Genomic DNA, 13,477 nt, shown 5'->3' on the forward strand with positions numbered 1-13,477 from the left:
GCGACGAGCGCGCGGACGAGTTGGGCCACGTGCCGTACACGGGCGAGTACTTCGCGGCGCTGGGCACGATCGTGCTGCGTGAGCTGCGGCGGCTCGTCGGCCAGCCGCGCCGCCTCGTGCTCGCCGACGCCGAGCGGCTGCCGGTCGACCCCGACCCGCAGGCGGTCGCGGCGCTGCGCGAGGCGCACCCGGGCGTGCTGGCGCTGGCCGTGCCCGCCGGGTGGGACGATCTGCGCCGGCTGCTCGCCCACGTCTGGCCGCTGGACCCACCCGCGCCGACGCCGGCCACCGGGGCGAGCGGGCTGCACACGGCGATCGGGGCGGAGCGGGCCGCGTACCTGGTCGAGGAGTTGAGCACGGCCGCGGCGATCGCCGACCGCAGCCGCCCGGCCCCGGCAGTCGTCGCGGCGGTCGACGGCGAGATCGTCGCACCGCGCACCCCGACCGAGGAGCGGCTGGCCGGCCTGTGGGCCGCCGCGCTCGGCGTCGAGCAGGTAAGCGTGACAAGCGACTTCTTCCACCTCGGCGGGCACTCGCTGCTGGCCACCGCTCTGCTGTCGCAGGTGCAGGCCGAGTTCGGCCGCGAGGTGTCTCTCTACACCCTGTTCACCAACCCGACAGTGGCCGGGCTCGCGGCCGTGCTGGACGCCGACCCGGACGCCACCGCCCTCGCCGCGCTCACCCCCGCCCCGCCGGGCGTGCCCGCGGTGGCCTCCTCGGCCCAGGTGCGGCTGTGGGCCCTGGACCAGCTCGGCGACGACGTCGTCCGGCACAACACCACCGCCGCCGTCGAGCTGCGCGGCGACCTCGACAAGACGTCGCTGCGCCGGGCGTTCGACGACGTGCTGGCCCGGCACGAGGTGCTGCGCACGACCTTCGCCGACCGGGGCGGCGAACCGGAACCCGTGGTACGCCCGCACGTCGACCCGTGGCTGGAGACGCTGGACCTGACCGGGCTGCCGGCGGCGAAGCAGGCCCGGGCGCTGCGCCGGGCCGCCGCCGAACTGGCCGCGCACCGGTACGACCTGGCCGCCGGCCCGCTGGTGCGGGCCCGCCTGCTGCGGCTGCCCGACCAGCGCTGGCACCTGCTGCTCGGCATGCACCACATCGTCTGCGACAACACCTCATGGAGCGTCCTGCTCGACGACCTCGCCGCCCGGTACGCCCACCACGCCACAGGCGTCGACCGGCCGCTCGCCCCGCTGCCGGTGCAGTTCGCCGACTACGCCCGGCACCAACGCGACTGGTTGGCGTCGAGCGCCGTCGAGCCGCACCTGGCGTACTGGCGGGAACGGCTTGCCGACGCGCCGCCGCTGCTGGACCTGCCCACCGACCACCCCCGCCCCGACGAGCGCTCGGACGTCGCCGGCTACCAGGCCCAGCGGCTGGGCACCGGGCTCGGCGCTGCGGTGCGGGAGCTGGCCCGGGCCGAGGGGGTCACCCCGTTCGCCGTCCTGCTGGCCGGCTTCACCGCCCTGCTGCACACCGAGAGCGGGCAACCGGACCTGGTGCTCGGCGTCCCCACCGCCGGCCGGGAACGCGCCGAACTCGCCCCGCTGATCGGCTGCTTCGCCGACCTGCTGCCGCTGCGGGTGGACGTGGGCGGCCGGCCCACCTTCCGGCAGCTCGTGACCCGGGCGTACCGCACGGCACGGGAGGCGTACCGGCATCAGGGGCTGCCGTTCGCGACAATCGTGGAGGCGCTGCGGCTGCCCCGCCAGGCCGCGTACCACCCGCTGTTCCAGTGCGTGCTCAACGTCCTCGACGGCGCCGACGAGCTGCCGGAGTTCGCCGGGCTGGCGGCCACGCCGGTCGAGGTGCCGAGCGTCGGTGTCGACTTCGACCTCTTCCTCAGCCTCACCTGGCAGGGCGACGACCTGCACGCCGACCTGGCGTACCGGGCCGACCTGTTCGGGCCGGAGCGGATGGTCCGGCTGCTGACCAGCCTCGCGAAGGTGCTCGACGACGGGGTTCGTCGACCGGACGCCCCGCTCGGCGGGGGACGGCGCGCGTCGGCGCCGCGCCGCCTCGCGCCGCCCGCGCGCCGGCTGGTCGTCGGCGGCACCGTCGAGGTGCCGGGGCTGGCGGCGACCGTCCGCTTCTGGACGGGGCTGCTGGGCCTGCCGCACGCCCTCGAACAGCTGCCGGCCGGCGCGTTGCTGCGGCTGCTGCGCGACCCGGCCGCCGGCCTGGCGACCGGGCAACGGGACCACAACGTGCTGGTGCTGCGCTGGGAGGACCGCCGGACACCCGGCCCGCTCGGCGCGGGCATCGTCGGGCTGCGCGACTTCCACACCGAGCTGCTGGCGGCACTTGACGTCCACCGGCAGCACAGCGCGGCGGCGCTGACGCTCGTGGTGGGCCCGCCGTCGCCGGAGTACCGGACGTCGCCGTGGAACGCCGTCTTCACCGAGCTGACCGCGCGGCTGGCCGAGAACCGGCCCGACGTCGACGTCGTCGCGGTGCAGGCGTGGGCGCGACGCTACCGGGTGCACGAGCTGTCCGACGGCGACGCCTGGTCGCCGGAGTGGGCGGCGGTCACCGGGACCCTGGTGGTGCGGCGGGCGGTCCGGCACCCGGCCCTGCGCCGGCTGGTCGTACCCGCCGGGCCGGCGCACCGGCAGGCGGAGCTGGCCCGGCTGCTCGCGGCCCAGGCCCGCACCGGGCGCGAGGTGCTGCTCACCACCATGCCGCAGGGCGCGGAGCTGTCCGCGCTGGTCACCGCCGGGATCATCCGGTACGCCCCGACCCCGCCCACCGACACGGCCACGCTGGTCCTGCACCCGGTCACCGAACCCGCGCCCCCGGACGCCATGGCGCTGCCCGTCGACCCGGCGAACGGGCCGGTGGACGTGCTGCGTGGCCTCTGGTCCCTCGACGCGGACGTTCCCGGGGCCGCCGACGCGCCTGTCGACCGGATTCCCGCCGGCCTGCTCGCCGAGGTGGCCACCGAGCTCGGCGACGCGGCGGCGCTGCGCGTTGCGGTCACCGACGGGTACCGGCGCTCGGCCGACCGGGCCGCCGCCGCGCCGCGCACCGACCGGGAACGTCAGCTCGTGGCGATCTGGTCGGAGCTGCTGCGCACCAACCAGCTCGGCATCAACGACGACTTCTTCGCCGTCGGCGGTGACTCGCTGCTCGCGATGCAGCTCGTCGCCCGCTGCGCGACGGCCGGCATCCAGGTCACCCCGCGACAGCTCGTCCGCCACCCCACCGTCGCCGAGCTGGCCGCCAGCCTCGGGGAGTCGACTGTGGCGCTGGACGCCGAACAGGGCGAGGTGCACGGCGACGCGCCGCTGACCGGCGCGCAGCGCTGGTTCACCGACGTGGTCGCCCCCACCATGGGCCGGCCCGCCCTGTTCAACCACCCCTACTACCTCCAGCTGGCCCGCCCGCTCCCGGCGGACCTGCTCCGCGAGGCGGTCCGTCGGCTGGTGGCCCACCACGACGCCCTGCGGCTGCGCCTGACCCGCCAGCCGGACGGGAGCTGGCGTCAGCACCACGCCGACCCCGCCGACGCCGTTCCGTTCGTCAGCCACGACCTGACCGGACTCCCGCTCGACGAGCGGGAGGCGGCAGTCGAGGCCCGCTGCGCCGAGGCGCAGACCGGCCTGGACCTCACGGCCGGCCCGCTGGCCCGGGTGGCGCACTTCCGGCTCGGCCCGGAGCAGCCCGACCGGCTGCTGCTCGTCAACCACCACCTCGTCGTCGACGCGGTCTCCCGGGGCGTGCTCCTGGCCGACCTGGAGACGCTCTGCGACCAGCTCGAACGTGGCGCCGAGCCGGCGTTGCCCGCGAAGACCACGTCGTACCGGGCCTGGGCGCGGCGACTGGCCGGGTACGCGGGCTCGCCGCACCTGCGCGAGCAGCTGCCGTTCTGGCTGGCGCAGGCCGACGACGGTGTGCTGGCCCGGCTGGCCGACGAGCCGGCCGCAGCGCCGTTCCGCCTCGGTGACCTGGGCCTGGCCAGCGTGACGTTGGACGAGGCGGCGACCCGGGGACTGCACGCCGCTGCCCGCCGGCTGCGCGCCAGCGTGCGGGACCTGCTCGTGTGGGCCGTGGTGGCCACCGTCGCGGGGCGTACCGGTGGCGCGGTCACCGTCGCCACGACCGGCCACGGCCGGGAACCGCTCTTCGACGACGTCGACGTCAGTCGCACCACGGGCTGGTTCCAGGTGCTGTATCCGCTGCGGCTGGAGCTGCCCGCCACCACCGACGCGGCGCGCTCGGCCCGCTCGGTGATCCGCCAACTCGGCCGGGTCCCGGACAACGGCATCGGGTACTCGCTGCTGCGCCACCTCTGCCCCGACGACGACGTACGCGCCCGGTTGGCCGCGACACCGCCACCGCAGGTCGCGGTCAACTACATGGGCGGCTTCGGATTCGACGACGTCGCCCCGGCCAACCAGCTCCTCGATGTCTGCGCGGCGCCGTTCGGGCCGACCGAGGACCCCGACGGGCACTGGCCCTTCCCCTTCGACGTGACGGGGTCGCTCACCGGCCCCGCGCTGCGCGTCGATCTGAGTTACGCCACTCCGGCCTTCCGGCCGGAGACCGCTGAGAACCTGCTCGACGGCATCCGGACCAGCCTTCTGCGCCTGGCCGGGAACCACGGGCAACCGCCACGGCAGTAGGAGGAGACCCCATGGCGTTCCGACGCCCGTCCCGGTTCGCCGGGTTCACCACGATCTGGTTCGGCCAGCTGCTGTCGGCGCTCGGCACCCGGATGACGAACTTCGCCCTGAGCATCTGGGTGTGGGACGCCACCGGCCGGGCCTTCGACCTGACCATGCTGATGGCGTTCGCATTCGGTGCGACAGTGATCTTCAGCCCGATCGCCGGCGCGCTTGTCGACAGGTGGGGACGACGACTGACCATCGTGCTCAGTGACGTCGGCTCGGCGATCACCACGGCGGTCGTGCTGCTGCTGTTCCTCACCGGTTCGGTCGAGGTGTGGCACCTGTACCTGGTCAACCTGGTCACCGGCGCGTTCCTCGCGTTCCAGCTGCCGGCGTACCAGGCGACCATCACGGTGATGATGGAGAAGGGCCAGTACCCGAGGGCCAACGCGATGATGTTCGCGGTCCGGACCATCCCGGTGATCTTCGCCCCCGGCTTCGCCGCCGCGCTGCTCGGCCTGATGGACATCAAGGTCATCCTGTTCATCGACGCGCTGTCCTACCTGGTGGCGATCGGCGCGGTGCTGCTGGTGCAGCTCCCACCCCTGCCCCGCTCGACGCAGCCCGACGAGGGCGGCTTCTGGTACGACACGATCTACGGCTTCCGCTACATCCTGGCCAGTCGGGCGTTCACCGGGCTGGAGGCGATCATGTTCGCCATCAACGTGCTCGCCGCTGTCGGCTTCGCCCTGCTGGTGCCGCAGATCCTGGCCCGCACCGACAGCAGCACCAACGCGGTGGGCCTGGTGCAGACCATCGGCGCGGTGGGCGGTGTGGCCGGCGCGCTCCTGCTGGGCCTGCTGCCCAACACCCGCCACAAGATCCGCCGGATGCTCATCGCCATCCTGGTCTTCAGCGTCCTCGGGCGGATCGTCTACGGCGTCGGGGACAGCATCATCGTCTGGTCGGTCGCGCTGCTCTTCCTGCACCTGTCCATCCCCTTCATCGACGGGTACGCCCAGTCGGTCTGGCAGGAGAAGGTCGAGCCGTCGCACCAGGGCCGGGTCTTCGCCGCCCGCCAGTTCATCGAGGACCTCGCGTACCCCGGCGGCACCGCCCTGGCCGGTATCGCCGCGGACCGCTGGTTCGAGCCGATGATGCGCGACGGCGGGCCCGGCGTGCCGTACTTCGGGTGGCTGGTCGGCAGCGGACCGGGCGCCGGAATGGGCCTGATCTTCGTGATCGTCGGCCTGTTCGGCATCGGCGTCGCGGCTGCCGGGTTCGCCTCACCGAGCATCCGCCGGATGGAGGTCGACCTGCCCGACTACGACGAGCCGACCGACCCGCCGGCACCGCTGCCGTCACCGAGCGGCACCGACGAGCTGACCGACGACCGCGCGGTGGTGGCGAAGTGACGCTGACCGAGGTGGTGGCCGGGGTCCTGGAGGTCGACCCGGCCGAGGTGACCGACGAGTCCGGGCCGCAGACCATCGGCACCTGGACCAGCCTGCGGCACCTGCAACTGGTGGTGACCCTGGAGGAGGTCTACGGGCTCTCCTTCGCCTTCGAGGAGATCCGCGACGTGCGCAGCGTCGGCGAGCTGCGCACCGTGCTGCGCGCCAAGGGCACGGAGACGCGATGAGCGCCGTTCTGTTCGCCCGACGCACCCGCTGGCAGGCGGTCACCCGCCAGCGGCCGACGCCCGCGCTGCGCGTCGCGCTGCTGGCCAGCTACACGGTGGACCCGCTGGTGCCGTACCTGGGCCTGGACCTGCACGACACCGCTCTGAGCGCCACGCTCGCCGTCGGCCCGTTCCAGCAGGTCGTGCAGCAGTGCCTCGCCACCGACGGCTTCCTCGCCGAGGCCCGGCCCGACGTGCTGGTGGTGGCGCAGCGCCTGGAGGAGGCCGGCGACCCCGGTCCGGCCGGCGACGCGTGGGCTGCGGAGCTGCTGGCCGGGGCCGAGGCGGCCGTCACCGCCGCGCGCCGGCACGGGGCCCTGCTGGTGTACGTCCTGCCGGCCGTCCCCGCCTCCCGACCGTACGGGCCGGCCGACGCGATGCACGCCGACGGGGTGACCGCCAGCGCCACCGCCGTCCGGCAACGGCTGCGCGATCGGCTGGCCGGCGACCCGTGGGTGCTGCTCGTCGACGCCGACGAGGCGGTCCGCGCCGTCGGAGACGAGCGGGCGTACCACCCGGCGCTGTTCCGCTTCGCGAAGGTGCCGTACACCGAGGAGGTCTTCGCGCGGCTCGGCACCACCGTCGCCGCGCTGGTGGCCACCTGGTTCGGCGCGGGCTGCCGAGCGCTGGTGCTCGACGGCGACGGCCTGACCGGGGCGGCGCACCTGCTGCCGGCGCTGCACGAGCTGCGCGCCACCGGCGTACGCGTGGCGCTGCGGGCCACCGGTGCCGACTGGTGGTCGAGCGCCGACGCCACGGACCTGTTGGCGGTGCTGGACGGCTGGGTCACCGACGAGCGGCCCCTGGCGGACCAGCTCGCCGAGATCGCCGACGAGCTGGACGGCGCGCCCGCCCAGCTCGTGCTGGCGGGCACCGGCCCCGCGCAGGCGCCGCCGCGGCACGTACCGCTCGGGTCCGATCCCGCGCTCTGGTCGGACGAACTGCGGGCGGCGGGACTGACCGACCGGCTCCCGGCCCGACGGTGGACCGGCGGCACGTCCCGACCCGCCGTCGCGCCCGTCGAGCTGTCCCTGGACGACTTCGTGGCCGGCCTGGACGTCCACGTCGACTACCGACCGGTGGCCGCCGACGCCGTCGCCGAGGTCGCCGAGGTCGTCGCCCGGGCGCACGACTTCGCGCTGGCACCCTCCCCACCGGCCGCCGCGCTGGCCGGGCGGGCCGCCGACCTGCTGGCGATCCGGGTACGCGACCGGCTCGGCGACTACGGCACCTCGGGCCTCGTCGCGCTGGACCGGACCGCCGACCGCTGGACCGTCGACGTCTTCTCCCTCTCCTGCCCCGTGCTGGGCAAGGGCGTCGAGGCGGCAGTGCTGCGGGAGGTGACCCGGCGGGCGGGCGCGGCCGGCGCCGGCGAGGTGCTGGTCCGCTTCACCGACACGGGCCGCAACGGCACCGCCCGACGCTTTTTGTCCGATCTGGACGGTGTCGCGCCCGCCGACCCCCGGGTCCGGCTGCGCGCCGCCCACACGTCCGACGACGACCCGACGCCAGGATCGCCGGCAGCGACGGCGGCGACGACGACGGCATCGACACCGCCGACGGCCACGGCGGTACGGCGATGAGCGGGCCGCCGGTCGACGTCGGAGTGGCCGCCCTGGCCCACGTCCTCGGCGAGCCTGTCGACGTGGCGGCTGCCGCGGCCGCGTACACCCAGGATCTGGACCGCCTGCGGTCCTGGGAGTACCGCGCGTTCCACCGGGCCGGCCCCGGCGTCGGGGTGACCGACCTGGCGGTGGTGGCCGGCGGCACGGCCCTGGACCGGGCCGGGCTGAGCGCCGCCGACGTGGACCTGGTGGTGCTGGCCATCCCCGACCTGGCCGAGTACCTCTACTGGGATCCGGCCGCGCACACCCAGGCCCGCCTCGGCGCGCACCGGGCCGAGGCGGTGCTGCTCAACCAGGCGTGCGGCGGCGGGGTGGCCGCGTTCGACACGGTGGCCGGGCGGTTCGCCACCCACCCCGAATACCGGACGGCGCTGCTGATCGGCGGGAACCGGGTGTGCGAGCCGTACTGGAACCGGATGGAGGTGAACACGAGCGTCTTCTCCGACGGAGCGGCGGCGGCCGTGCTGGTGCGCGACCACGACCGGTGCCGTTGGCTGGCCACCGAGACGATCACCGACGGCCGGTACGCGGGCTTCATGCGCATGCCCGTCGGTGGCGCGGCGCAGCCGTTCACCCCGGACGGCGGCACCCCTCGCGTCGGTGACCCGGCCGACCGGCTCAACGAGTTCTTCGCCGGGGACGTACGCCGGATGTTCCGGTTCGTCGCGACGATCCGGGAGCGCAACCGGCAGGTGGTGGAGACGGCGTGCACCCGGGCGGGCGTGACGCTTGCCGACGTCCACCGGTTCGTGCACTTCCACGACAACGCCCGGCAGTTCGCGGAGCTGGCCAAGGACCTCGGCGTCCCGCTGGAGCGGACCAACGTCGAGCTGGCCCTCGCCCACGGCCACATCGGCTGCGCCGACCAGCTCATCGGCCTGGAACGCCACCTCGACAGCGGCGAGCTGACCGACGGCGACGTGGTCGCCCTGACCAGCACCGGCAGCGGCATGCACTGGGTCTGCACCCTGCTGCGGGTCTGACCGGCCGCACCAATCCGACGGGAAGGAACACCGAACATGAGAGTCGAGGAGGTCCTGCACCGGATCCGCCGGCTGCGCCGACCCGACGCGGCCGCCGATCCGGAGCTGGCGCCCGGCCTGGTCCACCTGGACGGCGCGGCGGTCACCACAGTCGCGTCCGCCGGTCGGCTGCTCGCCGACGTGCCCGTCGAGAAGCTGGCCAGTCCCGACTTCCCACTGCGCCCGCTGCGGGTCGCGGTCACCGGCACGTTCACGCCGGGCACGCTGGAACCGCTGCTGCGGGTGGCCCTGCTGCGGATCGGCATCGCCGCCGAGATCCACGTCTCCGGCTTCGACCAGCTCGTGCTCGACCTCAGCGATCCGCGCTCGGCGCTCGCCGAGTTCCGGGCCGACGTCACGCTCTGCCTGCTGCACGACGGCTGGTTCCTGCCCGCCGAGTGGGACCCCGGCGACCTGGCCGGCCTCGCCGACGTGCTGGGCGAACGGGCCGGCGTGCTCGCCGCCGCGCTGCGCGGCTACGCGACGCGCACCGAAGGCGCGGTGCTGCTGCACACCGTGCCGCTGTCACCGTTGGAGCACCGTGGCCTGGTCAGCTTCCGGGGCCGGGCCGAGCTGGGCCGCATCTGGCGGGAGCTGAACTCCCAGCTGTTGGAGCTGGGGGCGCGGGACACGACGTACACCCTGGATCTGGAGACGCTGCTGGTGGACCACGACGGTCCGGTGCGCGACGAGCGCCTGTACCGGTTCGCCAGCATGGCGTGGACGCCCACGGTGGAGCGCCGGTACGCCCACGAGGCCGCCACCTTCTGCCGCGCGGTCCTCGGCCGGACGGCGAAGGTGCTCGCGCTGGATCTGGACAACACCCTCTGGGCGGGCGTGCTCGGCGACGACGGGCTCACCGGCATCCGGCTGGGCAGCGACTATCCCGGCAACTGCCACCGGGACGTGCAGCGTCGTGCCCTGGCGCTGCGCCGGCAGGGCGTGCTGCTCGCGGTGTGCAGCAAGAACGACCCCGACCTGGTGGCCGAGGCGTTCACGCAGCACCCGGACCTGCTGCTGCGCTCCGACGACTTCGTCGCCCAGGCGGTGAACTGGGGACGCAAGGACGAGAACCTGCGCCAGCTCGCCACCACCCTCAACCTGGGCCTGGACGCGGTCGTGTTCGCCGACGACAGCCCGTTCGAGTGCGACCTGGTACGCCGCGAGCTGCCGACCGTACGGGTGGTGGAGTTGGCCGGCGACCCGGCGGGCTTCCCGACCAGGCTGCTCACCGAGGGGCACTTCACCGTGCTGGCCACCGGCGCGACCGACCGGGAACGCACCGCGCTGTACCGGGCCCGCGCCGGGCGGGAGCGCTTCGCCGCCACGTTCGACTCGGCGGCCGACTACCTGCACGAGCTGAAGCTGCGCGTCACCGTCCGGGAGGTGGACGAGCACAGCCTGCCCCGGCTCGCGCAGCTCGGGCTGCGCACCAACCAGTTCACGATGACCGAGCGCGCACACACCGAGGCGCAGACCCGCGCGCGCGCCGACTCCCCCGACCACCTGGTGCTCACCGTCGAGGTGACCGACCGGTTCGGCGCCGAGGGGCTGGTGGGCGGCCTGTGGCTGGACCGGACTGACCCGGACGCCTGGGTGATCGAGAACTTCGTGCTCAGCTGCCGGGTCTTCTCCCGCGGTGTCGAGCAGGCGGCGCTGCACCGGGTGGCGGAGCTGGCCCGAGCGGCCGGCGCAACCCGGCTGGAGGCCCTGTTCCGGCCCACCGCGCGCAACAAGCCCGGCGGGGCCGTCTGGCCGTCGGCCGGTTTCACCGTGGCATCCGTCGACGACGGCATCACCCGGCACGTCTTGCCGCTGCATCCCCCGCCCCGGCTGCTGCCGGCGTGGATCGCCACTGAGGAGGGAGACATCCGTGCCTGACCTGTTCACCACCGTCGCGGACCTCATCGAGCAGGTCGCGGACGTGCCGGCCGAGGAGATCTCGCCCGACGTCCGGTTCGCGTCGCTGGCCAACTGGACCAGCCTGGAGGCGCTGCGGCTGCTCTCCGCGCTGGAGGACGACCTCGGCGTACGCCTGGACCTGCGGACGTACCTGGCGGTGAGCGCGGTCGGCGAGCTGGTCGACCTGGTCGCCCGCGAACGGGACGGGGTCGCCCGGTGACCGCCACCCGCACCGAGGCGGCGCCGATCGCGCCGACCCGCCTCGCCGACGCCGACCTGGACCTGCTGCTGCTGATCCGGCACTTCGAGCTGGCCCTGCTGGACATGTTCGGCCGCGGCGAACTGCACGGCACCACCCACACCTGCCTGGGCCAGGAGTACGTGCCGGTGGCGCTGCGCCCACTGCTCGACGACGGCGACTTCGTGTTCAGCAACCACCGCGGGCACGGGCACTACCTGGCCCGGTTCGACGACCCGCACGGCCTGCTGGCCGAGGTGATGGGCCGCGAGGGCGCGGTGTGCCACGGCGTCGGCGGCAGCCAGCACATCCTGCGGGACCGCTACCTGTCGACAGGCGTGCAGGGCGAGAGCGCTCCGGTGGCCGCCGGGGTGGCGCTGCACCTCAAGCGCACCGAGCCGGGCCGGCTGGCGCTTGTCTACCTGGGCGACGGCACCTGGGGTGAGGGCGCCGTCTACGAGGCGCTGAACATGGCCGCGCTGTGGGGCCTGCCGCTGCTGCTGGTGGTCGAGAACAACGGCATCGCCCAGTCCACGCCCACCGACGCGCAGCTCGCCGGCAGCATTGGCGGGCGGGCGCGGGCGTTCGGGGTGGACCACCTGCGGGTCACCTCCACCGACACCGAGGTGGTCCGGGCCGCGCTGACGCCGGTGCTGCGCCGGGTCCGCGAACGGTCCACGCCGTACGTGGTGGAACTGCTCACGCACCGGGTGGGACCGCACAGCAAGGGCGACGACAGCCGCCGCCCGGAGGAGATCGCGCACGCGCGGGCGCACGACTGGTACGCCCGGTACGCGCAGGCGTACCCGGAGCAGTTCGGCGCGCACGACGAGCGGCAGCGGGCGTACGTCGCACAGGTGGTCGCCGACGTCGCCGGCCGGCCGGCGAGCCGCTGGGCGGAGGCTGACCGTGGCTGAGCGGGTGGTGGAGAACCTCAACCAGGCGTTGCACGCGCTGCTGGCCGACGATCCCGCGCTGACCGTGCTCGGGGAGGATCTCGTCGACCCGTACGGCGGGGCGTTCAAGGTGACCCGGGGCCTGTCGGCGCGCTGGCCGGAGCGGGTGCTGTCCACCCCGTTGAGCGAGGGCGGGATCGTCGGTGTGGCCGGCGGGCTGGCCCTGGCCGGGCAGAGCGCCATCGTCGAGATCATGTTCAGCGACTTCGTGGCGCTGGCGTTCGACCAGCTCCTCAACTTCGCCAGCAAGTCCACGGCCATGTACGGCCGGCGGGTGCCGATGCGGCTGGTGGTGCGCTGCCCCACCGGCGGCAACCGGGGGTACGGCCCGACGCACAGCCAGAGCCCGCTGAAGCACTTCATCGGCATCCCCGGCCTCAGCGTGCACGAGGTGTCGCCGTTCCACGACAACCGGACGGTGCTCGCGGGCATGCTCGCCACCGGCCGGCCGGGTCTGCTCTTCGAGGACAAGGTCCTCTACACCACCCGCATGTACGCCGACGGTGTCGTGGACGAGCTGTTCCGCTACGACCTGATCGGCCCGGACGCCGACGTCGCCCGGATCCGGGTGGACGAGGAGGAGCAGGCCGACTGCGTGCTGGTCGTACCCGGCGGGCTGGCCGCCCGGGCGGTGTCGGTGGCCCGGGAGCTGCTGCTGCGCGACGACATCGTCTGCCAGGTGCTGGTGCCGTCACGGCTCTGGCCGCTGGACAGCGACAACCTGCTGCCGCCGATCGCGCGGGCCGGGCGGGTGGTGGTGGCCGAGGAGAGCACCGCCGGCGGCACCTGGGGCGCGGAGCTGGCGCAGGTCGTGCACCGGCGGCTCTGGGGATCGCTGCGCGCGCCGGTACGCCTCGTGCACTCCGCCGACAGCGTCATCCCGACCGCCGCGCATCTCGAACGCACCGTGCTGGTGCAGGACACCGACATCCACCAGGCCGTGAAGGAGGTCGTCAGTGGTGACTGACCTGGTCGTCCCCAAGCTCAACAACAACGACACGACGTACGTCCTGCTCGACTGGCTGGCCGAGAACGGCGAGCAGGTGCGCGCCGGCGAGCCGATCGCCGAGGTGGAGACCTCCAAGGCGGCCGAGGAGCTGCTCAGCGACAGCGACGGTGTCCTGCACCGGCTCGTCGAGGTCAACCGGGAGTGCGCCCCGGGCGACGTCATCGGTCGCGTCTTCGACAGCGAGGAGGCCCGGCAGCGCTTCCTCGCCGAGGCGGTCGCCCCGGCTGTCGTACAGCTGCCGGACGTCTCCCCCGGCGGGCCGGTGCTCACCGACTCGGCCCGGGAACTCGCGGCCGCGCACGGCCTCGGCGACGACGAGCTGCGCGGCCTCGGCAAGGCGGTCGTGCGGCGTACCGACCGGCCGGTGATCGCCTCGGGTGGCGTGTCCACCCTGGACGACCTGCGGGCGCTGGCCACGCTGGAGC

At 74.3% G+C, this 13,477-nt stretch carries 9 protein-coding genes and 1 pseudogene; all 10 read left to right on the top strand.

Annotated features, from left to right (window positions below):
* The coding region (locus tag B0E54_RS30875; RefSeq protein ID WP_234591267.1) for a condensation domain-containing protein at window positions 1-4,634 on the top strand (4,634 nt) is incomplete at its 5' end.
* Between the two features lie 11 nt (window positions 4,635-4,645).
* A complete protein-coding gene (locus B0E54_RS30880; protein ID WP_234591279.1) occupies window positions 4,646-6,034 on the top strand; it encodes an MFS transporter in 1,389 nt (462 codons plus the stop codon).
* Window positions 6,031-6,261 carry an acyl carrier protein gene (locus B0E54_RS30885; protein ID WP_234591281.1) on the top strand — a complete coding sequence of 77 codons (231 nt, stop codon included), beginning with the start codon at window positions 6,031-6,033 and terminating at the stop codon, window positions 6,259-6,261. The genes B0E54_RS30880 and B0E54_RS30885 overlap by 4 nt, the downstream gene beginning before the upstream one ends.
* Complete coding sequence (locus B0E54_RS30890) at window positions 6,258-7,883, top strand: hypothetical protein (RefSeq protein WP_234591283.1); 1,626 nt, start codon at window positions 6,258-6,260, stop codon at window positions 7,881-7,883. The genes B0E54_RS30885 and B0E54_RS30890 overlap by 4 nt, the downstream gene beginning before the upstream one ends.
* Window positions 7,880-8,908: a 3-oxoacyl-ACP synthase III family protein gene (locus tag B0E54_RS30895; protein WP_234591285.1), complete on the top strand. Its 1,029-nt coding sequence runs from the start codon at window positions 7,880-7,882 to the stop codon at window positions 8,906-8,908. Before B0E54_RS30890 ends, B0E54_RS30895 begins: the two co-directional genes overlap by 4 nt.
* 36 nt (window positions 8,909-8,944) lie before the next feature.
* Window positions 8,945-10,828, top strand: coding sequence for an HAD family hydrolase (locus B0E54_RS30900; RefSeq protein ID WP_234591287.1), 1,884 nt, complete (start codon window positions 8,945-8,947; stop codon window positions 10,826-10,828).
* Window positions 10,821-11,069, top strand: a complete 249-nt coding sequence (locus B0E54_RS30905) for an acyl carrier protein (RefSeq protein WP_234591290.1) — start codon at window positions 10,821-10,823, stop codon at window positions 11,067-11,069. The genes B0E54_RS30900 and B0E54_RS30905 overlap by 8 nt, the downstream gene beginning before the upstream one ends.
* Window positions 11,066-12,004 (top strand): thiamine pyrophosphate-dependent dehydrogenase E1 component subunit alpha, encoded by a 939-nt coding sequence (locus tag B0E54_RS30910; protein WP_234591292.1) that lies wholly within the window; start codon window positions 11,066-11,068, stop codon window positions 12,002-12,004. The genes B0E54_RS30905 and B0E54_RS30910 overlap by 4 nt, the downstream gene beginning before the upstream one ends.
* Window positions 11,997-13,010 (top strand): alpha-ketoacid dehydrogenase subunit beta, encoded by a 1,014-nt coding sequence (locus B0E54_RS30915; protein WP_234591294.1) that lies wholly within the window; start codon window positions 11,997-11,999, stop codon window positions 13,008-13,010. The genes B0E54_RS30910 and B0E54_RS30915 overlap by 8 nt, the downstream gene beginning before the upstream one ends.
* 97 nt (window positions 13,011-13,107) lie before the next feature.
* A pseudogene (locus tag B0E54_RS32865) lies at window positions 13,108-13,477 on the top strand (hypothetical protein); the annotation flags it as partial.

The organism is Micromonospora sp. MH99 (assembly GCF_021442385.1).
Taxonomy (GTDB): Bacteria; Actinomycetota; Actinomycetes; order Mycobacteriales; family Micromonosporaceae; genus Micromonospora.

What these genes read in the sequence shown, in the direction of transcription:
- B0E54_RS30895 (WP_234591285.1), top strand. Translation starts at nt 7,880, where the DNA reads ATGAGCGGGCCGCCGGTCGACGTCGGAGTGGCCGCCCTGGCCCACGTC.
- B0E54_RS30890 (WP_234591283.1), top strand. Translation starts at nt 6,258, where the DNA reads ATGAGCGCCGTTCTGTTCGCCCGACGCACCCGCTGGCAGGCGGTCACC.
- B0E54_RS30900 (WP_234591287.1), top strand. Translation starts at nt 8,945, where the DNA reads ATGAGAGTCGAGGAGGTCCTGCACCGGATCCGCCGGCTGCGCCGACCC.
- B0E54_RS30880 (WP_234591279.1), top strand. Translation starts at nt 4,646, where the DNA reads ATGGCGTTCCGACGCCCGTCCCGGTTCGCCGGGTTCACCACGATCTGG.